General features: G+C 50.5%; 17 protein-coding genes. 11 read left to right on the top strand and 6 right to left on the bottom strand.

Features of this window, described 5'->3' with window-relative positions:
• Window positions 1-3: 3 nt before the first annotated feature.
• The 3 genes from NDA02_RS14265 to NDA02_RS14255 all read left to right on the top strand — a co-directional run bounded on the left by NDA02_RS14265 (window position 4) and on the right by NDA02_RS14255 (window position 2,486).
• The gene (locus NDA02_RS14265) at window positions 4-1,227 is read left to right on the top strand and encodes an ATP phosphoribosyltransferase regulatory subunit (protein WP_190794033.1); all 1,224 of its coding nucleotides are present in this window, start codon (window positions 4-6) and stop codon (window positions 1,225-1,227) included.
• 205 nt (window positions 1,228-1,432) lie between these two features.
• Window positions 1,433-1,879: a hypothetical protein gene (locus NDA02_RS14260; protein ID WP_206755109.1), complete on the top strand. Its 447-nt coding sequence runs from the start codon at window positions 1,433-1,435 to the stop codon at window positions 1,877-1,879.
• A 73-nt stretch (window positions 1,880-1,952) separates the two neighbouring features.
• On the top strand, window positions 1,953-2,486 hold the full coding sequence (locus NDA02_RS14255) for a queuosine precursor transporter (RefSeq protein WP_190794031.1): 534 nt from the start codon (window positions 1,953-1,955) through the stop codon (window positions 2,484-2,486).
• On the opposite strand, the gene NDA02_RS14250 is transcribed toward NDA02_RS14255, so the two are convergent.
• Window positions 2,483-3,091, bottom strand: coding sequence for a CPP1-like family protein (locus NDA02_RS14250; protein WP_190794030.1), 609 nt, complete (start codon window positions 3,089-3,091; stop codon window positions 2,483-2,485). The genes NDA02_RS14255 and NDA02_RS14250 overlap by 4 nt on opposite strands.
• Before the next feature lie 418 nt (window positions 3,092-3,509).
• On the opposite strand from NDA02_RS14250, the gene NDA02_RS14245 reads away from it, so the two are divergent.
• Window positions 3,510-4,226 carry a response regulator transcription factor gene (locus NDA02_RS14245; protein ID WP_190794029.1) on the top strand — a complete coding sequence of 239 codons (717 nt, stop codon included), beginning with the start codon at window positions 3,510-3,512 and terminating at the stop codon, window positions 4,224-4,226.
• A 206-nt stretch (window positions 4,227-4,432) separates the two neighbouring features.
• Here NDA02_RS14245 and NDA02_RS14240 read toward each other — a convergent pair whose 3' ends face one another.
• Both NDA02_RS14240 and nadD read right to left on the bottom strand, forming a co-directional pair.
• Entirely contained in the window at window positions 4,433-5,446 is a 1,014-nt protein-coding gene (locus NDA02_RS14240) for a type I glyceraldehyde-3-phosphate dehydrogenase (protein WP_190794028.1), read from the bottom strand.
• Between the two features lie 424 nt (window positions 5,447-5,870).
• Window positions 5,871-6,545 (bottom strand): nicotinate (nicotinamide) nucleotide adenylyltransferase, encoded by a 675-nt coding sequence (nadD, locus tag NDA02_RS14235; RefSeq protein ID WP_190794027.1) that lies wholly within the window; start codon window positions 6,543-6,545, stop codon window positions 5,871-5,873.
• A gap of 375 nt (window positions 6,546-6,920) precedes the next feature.
• On the opposite strand from nadD, the gene murC reads away from it, so the two are divergent.
• From murC to NDA02_RS14210, 5 genes are all read left to right on the top strand, one after another.
• Window positions 6,921-8,414, top strand: a complete 1,494-nt coding sequence (gene murC / locus NDA02_RS14230) for a UDP-N-acetylmuramate--L-alanine ligase (protein ID WP_190794026.1) — start codon at window positions 6,921-6,923, stop codon at window positions 8,412-8,414.
• Window positions 8,415-8,556: 142 nt separating this feature from the next.
• A complete protein-coding gene (murB, locus tag NDA02_RS14225; RefSeq protein WP_190794046.1) occupies window positions 8,557-9,525 on the top strand; it encodes a UDP-N-acetylmuramate dehydrogenase in 969 nt (322 codons plus the stop codon).
• Window positions 9,526-9,698: 173 nt separating this feature from the next.
• The gene (locus NDA02_RS14220; protein ID WP_190794025.1) at window positions 9,699-10,043 is read left to right on the top strand and encodes a YbaB/EbfC family nucleoid-associated protein; all 345 of its coding nucleotides are present in this window, start codon (window positions 9,699-9,701) and stop codon (window positions 10,041-10,043) included.
• 291 nt (window positions 10,044-10,334) lie between these two features.
• Window positions 10,335-10,748, top strand: a complete 414-nt coding sequence (locus NDA02_RS14215; protein ID WP_190794024.1) for a VOC family protein — start codon at window positions 10,335-10,337, stop codon at window positions 10,746-10,748.
• Between the two features lie 28 nt (window positions 10,749-10,776).
• A complete protein-coding gene (locus NDA02_RS14210) occupies window positions 10,777-12,369 on the top strand; it encodes a hypothetical protein (protein WP_348255161.1) in 1,593 nt (530 codons plus the stop codon).
• Between the two features lie 87 nt (window positions 12,370-12,456).
• On the opposite strand, the gene NDA02_RS14205 is transcribed toward NDA02_RS14210, so the two are convergent.
• The 3 genes from NDA02_RS14205 to NDA02_RS14195 form a co-directional block, all read right to left on the bottom strand.
• On the bottom strand, window positions 12,457-13,146 hold the full coding sequence (locus NDA02_RS14205) for a glycosyltransferase family 2 protein (protein ID WP_190791041.1): 690 nt from the start codon (window positions 13,144-13,146) through the stop codon (window positions 12,457-12,459).
• A gap of 279 nt (window positions 13,147-13,425) precedes the next feature.
• Window positions 13,426-14,175, bottom strand: coding sequence for a class I SAM-dependent methyltransferase (locus tag NDA02_RS14200; protein WP_190791042.1), 750 nt, complete (start codon window positions 14,173-14,175; stop codon window positions 13,426-13,428).
• 349 nt (window positions 14,176-14,524) lie between these two features.
• Window positions 14,525-14,788 carry a hypothetical protein gene (locus NDA02_RS14195; protein WP_190791043.1) on the bottom strand — a complete coding sequence of 88 codons (264 nt, stop codon included), beginning with the start codon at window positions 14,786-14,788 and terminating at the stop codon, window positions 14,525-14,527.
• A 252-nt stretch (window positions 14,789-15,040) separates the two neighbouring features.
• On the opposite strand from NDA02_RS14195, the gene NDA02_RS14190 reads away from it, so the two are divergent.
• The gene (locus NDA02_RS14190) at window positions 15,041-16,084 is read left to right on the top strand and encodes a dipeptide epimerase (protein WP_190791044.1); all 1,044 of its coding nucleotides are present in this window, start codon (window positions 15,041-15,043) and stop codon (window positions 16,082-16,084) included.
• A 41-nt stretch (window positions 16,085-16,125) separates the two neighbouring features.
• Window positions 16,126-17,166, top strand: coding sequence for a DUF1611 domain-containing protein (locus NDA02_RS14185; protein ID WP_348255160.1), 1,041 nt, complete (start codon window positions 16,126-16,128; stop codon window positions 17,164-17,166).
• Window positions 17,167-17,169: the final 3 nt, after the last annotated feature.

Below are 17,169 nucleotides of genomic sequence, written 5' to 3'. Positions count from 1 at the left end.
GTAATGGTTTATCAACCGCCTGTCGGAGCGCGAGATCTGTTTCCCCTGGATGTCGCTCAAAAACGCTGGATCGAAGATCATATTCAAACCGTCTTTCATCGCTGGGGCTATCACCGGATTATTACCTCTACCCTGGAGCGGCTGGAGACCCTTATGGCAGGCGGGGCGATCGACCCAGCAACCGTAATCCAGCTTCAAGACTTAGAAGGGCAACCCTTGGGGTTACGTCCTGAATTGACTGCCTCGATCGCCAGAGCTGCTGTTACTCGCATGGCAGGTGTTCCCTATCCACAGCGGCTTTATTACAACGCCAATGTGTTTCGGCGGGCAGAGCAGGGCAACCACAATCGGCAGCAGGAGTTTTACCAGGCAGGCGTTGAGCTACTGGGCGCGGGCAGCGTTGCGGCGGATGCAGAAATTGTGCTGCTGCTGGCAAACTGTTTGCAGGCGTTGGGATTGCCCCACTGTCATCTGATTCTGGGCGATGCCGGGCTGACGCGATCGCTGCTGTCAATCTTTCCGGGAAATGTGCGCGATCAGGTGCGAGAAGCGATTGCCACTCTGGATCGAATGCGGCTAGAAACCATGAACCTGTCGCCAGAACTGCGAGAACGGGCACTGCTGCTGCTCGATTTGCGTGGAAATCCGGCGGATGTACTGCAAAAAATCTCCGGCTTTGACTTGGAGCCTGCTCAGCGAGAAACGGTCAACAACCTGAAACTGCTGCTGGAACTGCTCCAAGCCAGTCAGCTTCAGGAATCGCTTGCGATCGTGCTGGACTTAAGCCTGATTCAAACCTTTGACTACTACACGGGCATTGTGTTTGAGGTCGTCAGCGGTACGGCTTCCGGTCAGCGAGTTTTGGGTCAGGGGGGACGCTATGACCAGCTTCTAGAGCTATATCATCCTCAAGGAATTCCCTGTCCTGGAATCGGCTTTGTGCTGAATATTGAGGAACTGCATCAAGTTCTGCTTAGTCGAGAAAAACTGCCGCTCCACACCCCTGCCTGCGATTGGCTGGTCGTAGCCAAAACGCCTATATCAATGGCAAATGCCTTCGCTTATGCTGCAACGCTGCGAGAGTCTGTCCCGCTGGTGCGAGTTGAAGTGGAGCTGGGCGATCGATCGAACCCGGATGACATTCGCAGCTATGCTCGTCAAAGACGAATTCGCCAGATTGCCTGGGTTAGTGCAGAAGGGCGATCGGAGCTAGAAACGCTGAACTAATCCTTGCCTAAATCGTCTAGACTAATAGCCGAACCTGGGTTCAATCAAAGACTTGGAACCAAAATGAGATTTGCCTCGTCCAAGATGGGCAGTCTAAGATTCAGATAATTTGAATTAAACTTTGCCTTTCGCTGTCTTTTCGATCGCGCTAAGCGTTGATTCAAACCTTCTGACTAAACCAAACTGTGCTAATCAGTTGATTAAAGTGATTAAAGCTGCATTGGGGCTGATTGTTGTGGACACCTCGAAACCCTCTTATCCCGCTTTGGATTTTGAAACATCTGCCGATCGCCCCAATGAAGAACCTACTAGAGAGCCAATGACGATTTCTACTCGCAATCAGTTACCGCTTGCTTCGTGTGCTGTTCCAGTAGCGCACGCTTCGAGGCATTCTCCAAAGGCAATCACCGCTGCTTTGCCGTGGTTGCACTCAACCCGCAATCTTGATTTTTGTCTGCTTGCCCTTTGCTCGTGCTTGCTGGCAGTGCTCTGTCATCAAGTGGTCGTGATGCCAGGGAGCGGGACTGCCGCTAGCTCGATCGTTTCTTCTACCGCGACAACGCGATCTGCCCAGCTTGATTTTCTATTTAAAGCAGGGCTGTTTACAGGGAAAGAGCAGCCAGAAATCGGGGACGAGGAAGATCCGGTTTAATCACTTTTAATGACCAATGCGAAGGCACAAGCGATAGACTGCATGAAGTCAAAACGATTGCCTTCTTAGTCCCATGATTTTGCATAGCCTGATTTATATTCTGGCGGTTTTGGGTGCAAACTACACCACCACGCCAGAATGGTTTATTCCCTTGCCCCTGTTTGGGCAGGTTGCCTTTGGAACCTTTTTGTTTGGCGCAACATTTACACAGCGCGATCGACTCCATTACGCAGGGCGTCGCTGGGTTTATAGCACGATCGCCGTCGCTGCGTTCGCCAATGTGTTAATGAGTTCAGTGCTTGGTGTGCCGATGCGAATTATCATCGCGTCATTTGCTGCAATTCTGCTTTCCGAGACTGCTGATACAGAAATTTATCAAAAGCTGCTTCAGCGATCGTGGTTTGTACGCGTTGCCGGAAGCAATGCCGTCTCGATTCCGTTAGACACCTTCCTGTTTACCCTGATCGCGTTCTGGGGTGTGCTGCCGCTCGATCAGATTCTTGCCCTGCTGGTGGGTGAAACCCTGGTCAAGTACCTGATTGGGGCATTGACTGCCCTTTATCGCGGTCGTCAGCCCGACCCCATCCAGAACGGACACCAGGGCTAGCGCAAAAAGCTGGATACCAGCCAGAGAATCACAAAGGTGACGATCGCTGCAAAACTGTCTGCCGTGAGCGAGAGTGCGCTGAGCTGTGGCTGGAGCAGAGCTGCAAGCTGCGTCCCTACTACAACCCCTACAATCAACCCCAGCAGAGTCAGCAGGGTTGCCCGCAGGAATTTATTTTCTTTGCGATTCAAGTAGTAAATGCTGAGACAGATTCCTAGCGCAAGCGGCAGGGCGGGCTGCATCACTAAACTGAGTAAACTAGCCGCAAGAAACAGACCCCCAGGCAGCACAATTTCACTACGCCTCGGCGTATCAAGGAACTGCTGAAGCCAGTTAGAAGTCTGCTGCGCGACAACAGGGGTGGATTGAGGCACTGGCTCTGCTAGCTTTTCCGGGAAGCGAATTCGATCGGGCACTTTGATCTTGCCTTCCTGACGCAGGCGGAGTCGATCCATCAATATGGCATCATAGGCGGCTTCGAGCGCCTCAACCTGCTTGCGCTCACTGCCGCAAGCCTCAACGAGCTGATTTTTAGCGGTTTGGATTTCGTCGAACGAGGCATCTTCATCTACCCCTAGCTGTTCGTAGGGATTTATATCGCTCATTGCTGACCTCCGGAGGACTCCCTTGACATAATTCGATTATGATTGGCATTAAGAAGTTTGAGGATGAGAGCAATCGCGACGCTCGCCGCCTCATTCCAAGTTTCCATTAATACTGCTAGCCTATAGTTTAGCGATCTACCCTGAGTTTGCGAATAGAGTTGATCAAAATCATTACAGCATCCGCTGCCTGACCGAGTGCTCTACTGCAAAACGGAAGCTTGTTATCTGTAAGATGTCTAATTCTTTAGGCAATAAGTTAATAATAGTTCTGATGGCAGCCTATCATGCAGAGTATAGATCTATTGTGAACCTCATCGAAGTGGAATCGCTCGGTCGCTTGAAAAATTTACCTCAGCTTTAGACTCACTGCTGAGGTGTTGCCCATCTACGCTCATTCACGATTGCTAAGGTTATGGCTATGGCACCAGCCAAGATTCTCGTAGTTGATGACGACCCCGCAATTCGGACGCTCATCCACCGATTTCTCTCTAAGCAGAATTATCAGCTCGAATCCGCAGAAGACGGCAAAACGGCTCTGGCAGTGTTTGAGCAATTTAATCCTGATCTTGTGATCCTTGACGTTAATCTGCCCGATGCGATCGGTTACAACCTCTGTCAAGAAATGCAAAGCCGAACAGGGGTGTTCGTGCTGATGCTGACCAGCCGCAGCGACGAGGCAGATAAAATTCGCGGATTCTCCCAGGGAGCGGATGACTATCTCACCAAGCCCTTTAGTCTGGGTGAACTGGAAGTGCGAGTTGGTGCAATTCTGAAGCGGCAGCGACCCGTGACCGCTGCTGAGCAGCAGTGCCTCACCTTCAGCAGTCTGGCGATCGATCCAGTACGGCGAGAAGTGACGCTAAACGGCGACATGGTTCCCCTGACTGCCCTGGAATTTGATCTGCTGCACTTCCTGGCTAGCCATCCAGGCCGAGTCTGGCGGCGAGCAGAGCTAATCCAGAAGGTTTGGGACTATGAATATGTGGGCGACCAGCGCGTGGTGGACGTTCACATCGGGCAGATTCGTAAAAAGATCGAGATTGATACCTCTCAGCCTGCGCTGATTCAAACCGTTCGCGGTGTGGGCTACAAATTTGAGGCTCCTCAATTTGAAAAAGGTGAGTCTGCAACCTGAGTCTGCAACTTAACTTAATCAATAATTGATTTGCACAATTGATTTGCCCTTCACGGAAGTTGATATCCAGCAAGGTTGATTGTTTTCGGATGCTCGTATCCCTGAGCTACAGCAAAGGCTGGTAGCTTGGGATCTTGAGTCCGTCACTACCAGCCATTTAGTTATTTTGGGTTAATACAATTGGGTCAATCGCTTCCCGATCGTGATTAGGCAGCCCAACGCTGAGCCACAACTTCTGCCAGGTCAACCACACGCTGGCTATAGCCCCACTCGTTGTCATACCAAGCAACAACTTTGACCATATCGCCACCCATCACCATCGTCAAGCTCGCATCCACGATCGACGACGCATCGGTTCCCCGGTAGTCGCAGGAGACCAGCTCCAGATCGCTGTATGCTAAGACGCCTTTAAGCGAACCTTCAGCAGCGTTCTTCAGCACTTCGTTGACCTGTTCTACGATCGTCGGCTTCTCGACCTGCACGACCAGATCCACGATCGAAACGTTGGGAGTGGGAACGCGGAGCGCAATCCCGTTCAGCTTGCCCTTCAGGTCAGGAAGAACTAGTGCTACTGCTTTTGCCGCCCCGGTCGTTGTAGGAACGATATTGAGCGCAGCAGCTCTTGCCCGACGCAGATCGCGGTGGCTAGCATCCAGGAGTCGCTGATCGCCTGTGTAGCTGTGGGTAGTGGTCATGGTGCCTTTAATGATGCCGAAGCTCTCGTGCAAGACTTTGGCGATCGGCGCAAGGCAGTTAGTGGTGCAGCTTGCGTTGCTGATAACGTTGTGCTTGCTGTGGTCATAGTCATGATGGTTGACGCCCACCACAAAAGTTCCATCATCGCCCTTGCCCGGAGCCGTAATCAAAACCTTTTTAGCCCCTGCTTCTAAGTGCTTTGATGCGCCTTCCTTTGAGACGAACACGCCCGTAGACTCGATGATTAAATCAACATCCCAGGCTCCCCAGGGCAAGTTTAGGGGATTGCGATCGGATGTGCATTTGATCACCTTGCCGTTGACCGTGATGGTGTTATCGTCCGCACTTACATCAGCATTGAACTTCCCTAGCATGGAGTCGTAGGTAAGCAGGTGAGCGTTCGTTTTGGGGTCGGAGGTATCATTAATGGCGACCACCTCAAGATTACTGCTCTCGCGCAAGGCCCAGCATCGTAAGAAGTTTCGTCCAATTCGCCCGAACCCGTTGATTGCTACTCTAATCACTGCGTCTTGCCCTCTGTGAACGAATAAAGATCGATAGTAGTGAACCAGATCATACACTCTTAGGAGTTTGCCTCTCAAGAGTTGGGGATCAGAGATTGGGGGCAAAAAACGGGCGTTTCTCAGCCTGGAGACAGCCTAAAACCTTTGAAGGACAAGGATCCTAGCGTATCAAGAAGCAATAGGTCTTTATGCCTACTATCTTTTGATAAGACTAGTTAGTCCAATGTTGGAAGTGTTTTCTAGTAATTCATTTTCGGTTTGGGGCGATCGATCCGGTTTGGTGGCGGCAGGAGTAGGGGCAGGGTTTGCCAAAGGACATGGACGTGAATGGGTCTGAAGGAGTCAATTTCTAGCAAGCCTGTTCGATAAAATTTTTGTGGCTGCTAGAAATTTGGAATAACGCGGCTGATTAATCTCCTGGAATTTACACTTCATAGAGATGATGCGTTGCGATATAGTCCCGCACGGCTTCCGGCACCAGATAGCGAATCGATCGCTGCTGCTGGCAATGCTGGCGCACCAGGCTTGAGGAAACCTGCGCCATCGGCATTTGCAGAAGCTGCCATCTGACTTCGATTGCCTCAGTCCGCAGCTGGTCCGCCACCCTATCACAGCAGGATTCTAGCTGCTCAAGCGCATTTGCTGACACTGTACCCGTGGGGGCACAACTGTGCTGAACTGAGCGGGTATTCGCTCGAGGGGCAACCAGCCAGAGGCATTGTGGAATTAGCTCACGGCGACCGACCCAGCGCGGCAGGGAATGAAAAGCATCTAATCCTAAAATCCAGTGCCACTCGCAGGCTTCATAATGGTGCTGCAATGCCTTGAGCATATCGATTGCGTAGGCGGAGGCGGCAGGAGCGGCAATTTGCTCGAACGGGGGCAGGCAAAATCGGGGATGGGAATCGATCGCCCGTTGCACCATTTGATAACGGTGGTGAAAAGAAACGGGTTGAACGGTGGTTTTATAGGGGGCATGAGAGGTGGGAACCCACAAAATGCGATCGAGCCGTACCTGCTCCAGGGCAGTTTCAGCAGCGAGCAGATGTCCCCAGTGAATCGGGTTGAATGTGCCGCCAAAAATGCCTACCTTGCTCATAACCCAATTTCTTCTTTTTTTCTGGAATCACTCAAACGAATGGTGAAGTGATCCTAGATTTATTTGTTAGACTTACCCGTTACCAGCGATACCAGAGTGTAACAATTGTTGCTTTTTTCAAAACGACTGTTTCCTCTTTTCAATGGGAACGCTACGATAAATCCTCAAAATTGCTTCTGCCGTCAGAAAATTAGGAGTTCTGCTGAATCGATCGAACCGATCGCTTCGTTGAATCTTCGTGCTTCTGAGTGATTAATTGCGATATTTCGACGCAAATCAGGTTGAAAAAACTGGTGTTGGAGAGATGTCGCACAAAAAGCAATTCTTGCTATGATATCGCGTGTTATTTGGTGTGGTGTGGTGTAAGGAGCTATGATGCTGAACTCTGTGGACTTCAGCGGGAGACCATTTCATTTCATCGGCATTGGTGGAATTGGAATGTCTGCTCTCGCGTATGTACTCACCAAGCGCAAACTGCCTGTTTCTGGGTCAGACCTTTCTCTCAACCATATTACGCAACGGCTTCAGGAGCAGGGCGCGCACATTTTCTGGAGTCAGGTTGCCGATAATCTCAAAGCATTCTGTTCGGCAAGCGTTTCTTCGGGAACAGAGATGCCATCCGGTTCAATTCAGCCAGTGCCGACCGATTGTTTCCTGCCCCAGGTCATTTGCTCGACGGCAATTCACCCTGCTAATCCAGAATATCGCGCTGCGCTGGAGATGGGGTGTCCGATTTTTCATCGATCGGAGTTGCTTGCCGCATTGATGCAGCAGCAGCGTGGCATTGCCGTTGCTGGAACCCATGGGAAAACGACTACTAGCAGCATGATTGGCTATTTGCTGCTTAAAGCAGGGCTAGACCCCACGATTATTGTCGGCGGCGAAGTGAATGCCTGGGAAGGCAATGCAGTTGTCGGTCAGGGAGAATATCTGGTTGCAGAAGCGGATGAGTCGGATGGGTCGCTGGTGCGGCTTGCGGCTGAAATTGGTGTTGTTACAAATATCGAGCTGGATCATCCCGATCACTATGCCACCCTCGATGAGGTGATTGATACCTTTCAAACCTTTGCGCGGCAGTGCAAGACGCTGATTGGCTGTGTAGATTGCCCAACGGTGCAGGAAGCCCTTCAGCCTACGATTACCTACAGTCTAGAGCCCTCGGCTGATGCAGATTACACGGTCGATCGCGTGGTTTACAACGCAATGGGAATTTCGGCTCGCGTCTGGGAAAGGGGAGTGCTGCTGGGACAGCTCGAACTACGTCTGTTAGGACGGCATAATCTCAGCAACTCGCTGGCGGCGATCGCGGTAGGACGAAAGCTGGGCTTGGGGTTTGAGCAGATTGCTGAAATTCTGGCAACGTTTGAAGGCGCACGTCGGCGATTTGAGCATCGCGGAGAGCATAACCAGATTCTTTTTATTGATGACTATGCTCATCACCCCAGCGAAATTCAGGTGACGCTGGCAGCCGCTCGTTTACGTGCCCAGATGACGACACCGCCCAGACGAGTGGTAGCCGTGTTCCAGCCCCATCGCTACAGCCGAACTCAGACTTTTCTTGCAGAGTTTGGCCAGGCATTTAGCGACGCTGATTTAGTGGTAATTACCGATATCTACAGTGCAGGCGAGCCCAATGTGGATAATATGACGGGACAGCAGGTGGCAGACACGATCGCCACTCATCATGCCCAAGTCATTTATCAGCCCACGCTTCAGAGCACGGCTGCCTTTTTGATAGAAACCTTGCTGGCAGGAGACTTGGCGATCTTTTTAGGTGCAGGAAACCTCAATCGAATTATTCCTGAGCTGACTGCTTATTACCAAAAAGTTGATGAAAGCCGAGTAGAGGCTTGCGTTAGCCCTGCTTAGGGGTATATATCCCGCTCCGGGTGCGCTCTACCGCTTTGATCCTTTATTGTTTCTGCAAGCATTCTCATCCTGCATCTTTATGACCCTTTCCCATGATCCCACGACTGCTGCTCCCGTTCAACCCAAACTGGGCTATCGAGCAATGCCTGAATCATCCTTCCTCCCGCTGGGGCAGCCACCGCAGCCGATTCGTCTGCCAGGAACAGACTGTCTCATCAAGCCCAAAGTCCCCCTATCGACGCTGACCTCGTATCGGGTCGGGGGTCCAGCGGAGCTTTATGCCGCCCCTCGCACACTCGAAGATTTGCAGCTCAGCCTTGCCTGGGCAAACGATCGCGGTTTACCAGTTACGTTTCTGGGGGCAGGCAGCAATCTGCTCGTCAGCGATCGAGGTTTGCCAGGGCTAGTGATTTGCACCCGACGGCTTCGCTACACCCACTTCGATGAAGAAACGGGGCAGGTGACGGCAGGGGCAGGCGTTTCGCTAGTTCGGCTTGCATGGCAAGCGGCAGAGCGAGGATGGCAGGGGTTGGAATGGGCAGTGGGAATTCCCGGAACGGTAGGCGGCGCGGTGGTGATGAATGCGGGGGCACACCACTCCTGTACTGCAGAGATTTTGGTCAATACAAACGTGTTAAATCGATCGGGTGAGCCGTCGCTGCTGCTGCCTGCGGATTTGCGCTATAGCTATCGATCGTCCAGTTTGCAAACCGCTGCGGCAAATAAAGATCAGCCCCTCCGGCTCGTGACCGAAGCAACCCTGCAACTGCAACCCGGCGCACGCCCAGACACGGTACTGGCGGCTACAACCGAACATCTCGATCAGCGGCGAAATACCCAGCCTTATCACCTGCCAAGCTGCGGCAGTGTGTTTCGCAATCCTGCATCGCACAAAGCGGGGTGGCTGATTGAGCAGACGGGCTTAAAAGGGTATCAAATTGGCGGAGCACAAATTGCCCAGCGTCATGCAAACTTTATTTTGAATTGTGGTGGAGCGACTGCAAGTGACATTCTGAATTTGATTCGCCATGCTCAGGAGCAGGTCGATCGGCGCTGGTCACTGTGGTTAGAACCGGAAGTGAAGATGCTGGGCGAGTTTCAGGCAGCTTAATTTCTTTCGGTTGCTTTCGATCGATAGCTTTCGGCGATGCAAAGGCATTGTCACCTATACTGGAGAGGTTAAAAACATTGCGCCCACTCTTGGGAGCCATTGCATCCTCGCAATCCAGTTGTGCCAGGTGGGAATAATGGTTAAGTAAACGTTCAACCCTGTAGCGAGAGAGTATGTCAAAAGGACAAGGTTTCGGCTTCGGTCTGGGCAAGATGAAAGAGCTGACTGAGGCATTTAAAAAAGCTCAGCAGGTTCAAGAAGGCGCGAAAAAGCTGCAAGAAGAACTGGAGCAGATGGAAATTTCGGGCGAAGCTGGCGGCGGACTGGTCAAGGTCGTGATGAGTGGCAACCAGGAGCCTCGTCGAGTCGAAATCGCGCCCGATGTGCTGGGCGAAGGCGCAGAAGTGCTGTCTGACCTGGTGACTGCGGCAATGAAGGATGCCTACAACAAGTCCACGGCAACAATGCGGGAACGGATGGAAGAATTAACTTCTGGTTTAAATATTCCTGGAATGTAGTCTGGAATCTGATCTGGAATGTAGTTCTGATACTGCTCAACAAAAATACCTTTGGCAGTTCCCCGGCTTTGCAAGCAAGTTAAGCTGGGAATTGTTTTGTTAATTTGATCAGACTGTACAAATAAACCGTACAAAGCGGCAGAAATGTGATTCTGCGATAGCAACTTTAATTGAGAAGCACGAGGGGCAGCAGCCCCTTTATTTTTTATTTTAATTTTTACCTTTTAATGCTTTTATTTTTCTAGTGCTTTTATTCTGATTGCCTGTGAATGCGTCCAGTAATGATGCAGAATGATTCAGATCGATCGTCTTGACCACCTGGTTTTAACGGTACGGGATATTGAGAGAACTTGCGCTTTTTATACTGCCGTTTTGGGTATGGAACTAATCACCTTTGGTGAGGGACGAAAAGCTTTGCGGTTTGGTCAACAAAAAATTAATTTGCACGAGGCAGGCAAAGAATTTGGACCGAGAGCAAGTCATCCAGTTTGTGGCTCTGCGGACTTATGTTTGATTACCTCAACGCCTTTGGCCAATGTTTTGCAGCATTTTCAGCAGCATCAAATCGAAATTGAAGCGGGCATCGTCGATCGGACAGGGGCGATCGGTTTAATTCGATCGATTTACATTCGTGATCCAGATGGCAATCTATTGGAGATTTCGAGCGACATCGATGCTGAGACGCTGACGAGCCAACCTGATTAAACGTCCTCTCCAAGGAGCATCCTTTCCAATGTACATTCTGCTGATAACGCTCATCTTTATTTTGTCGGTTCGATCGTTTGCTGCCTTTTTGAACCCCGCTCTGAACTCTGACAATGCCATTCACATCCTCATGGCGTATGATTTGCGTCTACCACAGGACTTTTATTATTGGGGACAAGATCGTCTAGGAAGTTTAGTGCCTATCATCGGGCATTTCTTGCTGAAAATTACTTCCGTATCGCCTGTTATTGCAGTTTCACTCGCTCAATATCTACTACTTCTGATTGGATTTCTTGCGTTTGCTAGCTTGCTTAAAAGCAACCTTCTCAAAGTTATTCTTGCGCTCGCCTGGTTTTTGCCGCTGGTTCCCTTTACTGAGTTAGTGATGAACTCTCAGCCCTATGGTCCTCAGATGGCTTTTATTGGCATTGCGATTGTGCTCGCAAGCCGCTTTGAGAATTCTCCGTCGATACAAGGTTTCAAACGACAGCTTTTTATTGCACTGATAACGATCAGCCTTTTTATTAGTATCTGGCTATCAGACTTTTCTCTTGTAACGGCTTTGTTATTTGGTGGCATTGTCGTTGGTTCTATCTATCAGCGGGGTAAGAAAAATGTAGCGTTGCAGGGATTAAAGCGATTTGGTCTAACTGCTGGGGATGCCATTAATGTTGCTCTGACCTCGGCAATTGGCATCGCCTTTATTGCTTATGCTAAGGAAAATGCAGCTAATACGCCGTCCAGGTACAGTACCTTTAACAGCTTCAGCGAAGTTCAAGAAATTGTGGCTAAGTTGCTGTCCTCTGTGCTACGAACAATCACCTTCAAAAATACTTTTTTTCTAACTGCCCCAAGACGGGTTCTTTTTTTGGGCATTCACGCCATCCTTGTCGTTGTTTTGATAGCCACGATTGCTTATTTAATTCACCGTCTGCGAAAGCACAAATCGCTTACCGTTTCTAAATGGTGCTATCTGTTTCTGCTGAATGCGATCGCGAGTTTAATTTTGCTGCCGCTTTCCAAGTGGGTTTACATTAATGGAGCAAATCTGAGGTATTTTACAGTCAGCTACATTTCCCTTTGGCTAGCCGTTCTTTTCTTTGCAGATGGACTCAAAGGAGCTAACTCTAAACTGATGAGTTTGCTGCTCGTCCTGGTTGCTCTTGCCTCTAGTCTGAGTCTCCCACCTCGAACGTATGCACTCAATGCACCTCAACCTAAAATTCAAGAATTACAGGAATTTCAGGCTCTAGGCAAAGCTGGATTTATCGGTGGATATTGGAGTTCTTATATCCTTTGTACTGTGAATCCGGCTCAGCTCAACTGTACTCCTTTTGATGAAGCAACAAATCAAAGTCCCTGCTTGCCTAACCCTGAGCAGCAGAAAAAAGTGGGTAGAGTACGCTGTCGTCGCTGTACAAAGCGGGTATTCGAGTCTGAAACGATTTACCTGGTTAAAGAGAAATGGCTAGATGAGTTTCCTGAAGAAATTCAGCAGTTTAGGCACTGTTTAGTTAAGGCTGGAGACGCTAAAAAAGTGGGCGATTATACGATCGCTCCTTACCGAGATCGAACCAAAGGCTTAGCAACAGAGCCAGCAATATCCGGCACGCGTAATTAATGTGATGAAGTTTGACGCGCACTGGGGTTTGGTAGATTTCCACAGAGATTTCCACAGGGATTTCCACAGGAATCTTTGCAGGCGCAATTAACGCAGCAAATTATATTTCAAAATGCAATAAATTGCGCGGAAGCCATCTTTCCAGCCAATTTTTTTGCCTTCTTTGTAGGTGCGACCGTAATAGGAAATCCCTACTTCATAGATGCGGCAACCCATTTTGGCGACCTTGGCAGTTACTTCTGGTTCAAAGCCAAAGCGGTTTTCCTCAAGCCGAACTGACTGAATCACCTCGCGCCGAAACGCTTTATAGCAGGTTTCCATATCCGTCAGGTTGATATTGGTCAACATATTGGACAGCAGCGTTAGAAACTTGTTGCCAACCATGTGCCAGAAATAAACCACCCGATGGGGACGACTACCTGCAAAGCGCGAACCAAAAACCACATCGGCTTTATCTGCCAGAATCGGTGCCATCAAATCGGGAAATTCCTGCGGGTCGTATTCTAGATCGGCATCTTGAACCACGACAATATCGCCTGTTGCTGCGGCAAACCCGGTGCGTAGCGCTGCTCCTTTGCCGCGATTGCGCGGGTGATAAATCACCTGAGCGACCTGAGGCTCGATCGTAGATTGCAGCAGTTCTCTGGTTCCGTCGGTTGAGTAATCATCAACAATAATAATTTCTAGCGATTCGATCGGGGCTGCTTTGACGGCTTGCACCACTTTACCGATCGTTCCCAACTCGTTGTAGCACGGAATTACAACTGAAAGCTTCATCACACCCGGCTTTATTGCAATAGGTTTTCAACAGGAATCTCGTGAACTTGAACCAAGTCCTAATCGCTACCCTGCTCTACCAGCAGAATACTCCTGAATGGGCAACTTGACGACTTGATTCTTAAATTATTCCTTTAATTGAACGCGATGAGAGGCTGTTTGAGAAGTTGTGAATCCCCTAAATTGCCCCTGAAATTCTGAATGCTGAGAAACTTTGAAAGTCAGAATGATTGGCTTATTTCCCTCTAGAATGCGTTGGCTTGGAGGGCGGTTCGGCAGTCATCGCTGATCAAGCCCCCTTTGATAACCTTCAGGGTCGATGTAAATTAACAGATTTGAGACAAATCCGAGCAGCTTAAACGGGATGAGCCGAACATGAGCTTCGGTAGGCACAAGCGTCAGCAAATCACGCTGGGTCAGCAAATTCAGATTTTCCTCCTTTGCCCAGAATGTCATGCCGATCGATCGCAAAATCTGGCGAAACACCTGCGGTGGCAGCCAGTGAACCAGCGGCAAAATTGTGTGAAATTCGATCGGATGCCAGCGATTTGGCGTGGTAATACAGCAGACCCGACCCACTCGCAGCAGTTCCTGAATAAAGGCAGCCTGACGCGATCGATCGCCGATATGCTCGATCACCGCAAAGCTCACCACCAGATCAAAACTCTGATCCAGGAAGGGCAGGTCTAGCCCATCTGCCTGAACAAATTTCAACCCCGGATAGTCTTCCTCCAAAAAAGCAGCGTCTTCCACTCCCACGGCAGTAATTTGACCCGAAAACGGATACCACTGCTCAAAAAAATTGCAGTCCTCTCGCCGATCGCAGGTTACTCCCACATCTAGAACCTTCAGACCGGGCGACGGAGGATAAAGCTGGATTAATGCCTCAAACATTTTGCGCCGCATTCGTTGCGAAGTCCGACTCACCAATCCACCCGGATTTGGCTGCACGTAGGGACTGCCCGGAACAGACCTACCTCTAAACCAGCGCGATCGCCACTTGACGTACCTTGCTGTATCTTTTGTCATCGGGCGAATGTTATCGGGCGAAACTGGCGAGATGGGCAAAATTCAGACAGCATCATAACACGAGCGATTCTGGCGATCGTTTGATTGCCCCGCCGGGTCTATTTTGCATTCAACACCTTGCGGAGCACGACCTTATCATTCCCCGTTGGTCAAAGTCTCGAACGCGTACCTCTTCCTGATAGCCGCACTTTACTTAGAATGCCCAAGTACGCTAAAAGTTCGGCAACCCTGACGATCGGTACTATCAGTACTAAGGTATAACCCAAAACCCCGCTCCAAACACCCACTACGACTAATCCCCCAATCACTCAGATTCCGCTAACCGCAGCGATCGCATCCTCAGCCCTCCTCAGGAATCGAATGTGTTGTGCTGGTGCATTTGCTGATTTAGCTCGTCCAACTTGATTTGGAAATCGATAGAGTATTGTTCAATGCGAATCTCATCACCTTGCGTTAAACTTTCCTGCAACTGCCTCATCAAGGTTTCAATTTCCTGACGAAGGCTCGAGGCAAACTGCATCCCAAAGTCTAGAGCTGCCTGCTTAAGCTGTTGTTTCCCTTGTAATACTACAGCTTCGGCACGATCGCGCTTCTCGGTAGAGTCGTGAGTCATGATTTTACTCCAGAGATTTGAAGAATCATCAGGTTATTTTTTCACAGTAATACTCAGATCAGTGGCCGCGTAATGGGTGCCTTAACTTGCTTCTACACTAACTCGAAGAATTCTATAAAAAGAGCTAGAACTTCTACCATGCAAACATTTTGAACATTCGTGATGCGAATGCTTAATTTGTTGATTCGGCTAACCAGCGTGGTAATCGACAATTAAACTAAATTAAAGTTTGTCGCTTTTCCTCCAGCATTCATGCAGATCCACATTGAAACCTTCACCGTTCACAAGCGCGTCCCACTTACCATCAGCCGGGGCACAACCAGCGAAAGTACCAATCTTTGGGTGCGTGTGGAACAGGACGGCATCGAAGGATGGGGTGAAGCATCGCCTTTCTTGGTGGGAGACGTGCCGCAAACAACTGAATTGCTGCTGCAAAATCTGCAAGCCCTTAAGCCGCGCCTGGAAAAATTCACCCCCTTCGATCGCCAGCCCATTGAACGCTTACTCCGCACCGTCACCTTATTCTCAGCTGTCAGAACAGCCGTGGATCTGGCACTACACGACTGGATAGGCAAAAAAGTGGGACTTCCCCTCTGGCAGCTTTGGGGACTCGATCGCCGCAAAATTGTCCCGACTTCAGTGACGATCGGCATTAGCTCACCGGAAGCGGCAAAACAGCGGATGCTGCAATGGATGGACATCACCACGGTAAAAGCGGTGAAGGTTAAACTCGGAAGTCCAGCAGGGGTGGAAGCCGATCGGGCGATGCTGCAAGCCGTGAAAAAAGTTGCCCCCTCGGATGCAAAATGGAGCGTTGATGCCAATGGCGGCTGGACCGTTGATGAGGCGATCGAGATGAGTCACTGGCTCAACGACCAGGGCATTACCTATATTGAGCAGCCCCTCGCTGCCGGGCAGGAAGCCGACTTGCCCCAGGTTTATCGCCGATCGCCCCTGCCGATTTTTGTAGACGAAAGCTGCTTTACCAGCCGCGATATTCCTGCCCTTGCCGATCGGGTCAACGGCATCAACATTAAACTCATGAAGTCGGGCGGACTGACAGAGGCATTGCGGATGATTCACACAGCGCAAGCCTGCGGCTTACAGGTGATGTTTGGCTGCTATTCCGACAGCGCTCTCTCGAACACGGCGGCGGCTCAGCTTGCACCTCTAGCAGATCATTTGGATCTGGATAGCCATTTGAACTTGAAGGATGACCCGTTTGTGGGGGCAACGATGCAGGAGGGCTGTTTGATTCCTTCTGATGCGCCCGGCTTGGGTGTGATTCGCGCCTGATCTGAATTTTTCACTCGATCGCCTTTTCTCCTCATTCTTCTATGCTGAAACCGACCGATCGCATTGCCATTTTGCTCCACGAAGGAACCCAAAGCTCGAAGGGAAAAACCGGAATTTCTCTGCTGCGCTACAGCGAAAACCCGATCGTCGCCGTAATTGATCACGCCTGTGCCGGGCAGTCTTTGCTGCAGTTGACCGGAATCGATCGCGATGCACCGATCGTGGCTTCGACCCAGGAGGCGATCGAATATCAGCCAAATGTGCTGGCGATCGGAATTGCGCCATCGGGCGGAGCATTGCCGGAACCGTGGCGGCAGGAGGTGAAGCAGGCGGTTGCTGCGGGAATGTCGGTAATGAACGGGCTGCATACCTCAATGGCGGATGATCCAGAGTTTCAGGCGTTGCTAAAGTCCGATCAGTGGATCTGGGATGTGCGACGAGAACCTGCGAATCTAGCGATCGGAAGTGGTAAGGCGCGATCGTTGTCCTGTCGGCGGGTGCTGGCCGTGGGAACCGATATGAGCGTCGGCAAAATGTCCACAGGTTTAGAACTGAATCGGCTCTCTCGACAGCGCGGCATTCGTTCCTGTTTTCTGGCAACGGGGCAAACGGGGTTAATGCTGGGCTATGACGGCATTCCGCTGGATGCGATTCGGATTGATTTTGCAGCAGGAGCCGTGGAACAAATTGTGATGCGCCATGGCAATGATCACGAGATTGTCTACGTCGAAGGACAGGGATCACTCCTAAATCCTGGTTCGACCGCAACCTTACCGCTTGTGAGAGGGACACAGCCTACTCACCTGATCCTGGTACACCGGGCAGGACAGCAGCATATCCATAATGTGCCGGATGTGCCAATTCCGCCGCTTGAAAACGTGGTGCGACTTTACGAAACCGTTGCCCATGCCGGAGGTTCCTTTGCTCCAGTTAAGGTAGTCGGCATTGCGCTGAATACGTTTCAACTCAGCGAAAGTGAGGCGAAGCAGGCGATCGATCGAGCCACTTCTACTACCGGGCTTCCCTGCACCGATCCAATTCGCTTTGGCGCAGATCTACTGCTGGATGCGATTTTGGCATGAGAG

Origin of the sequence: Leptolyngbya sp. ST-U4 (genome assembly GCF_039962215.1) — a bacterium.
In the GTDB taxonomy this organism is placed as follows: Bacteria; Cyanobacteriota; Cyanobacteriia; order Elainellales; family Elainellaceae; genus Leptolyngbya_A.
Note: the sequence above shows the minus strand (reverse complement) of the source record. Positions and strands in the feature narration are given on the sequence as shown.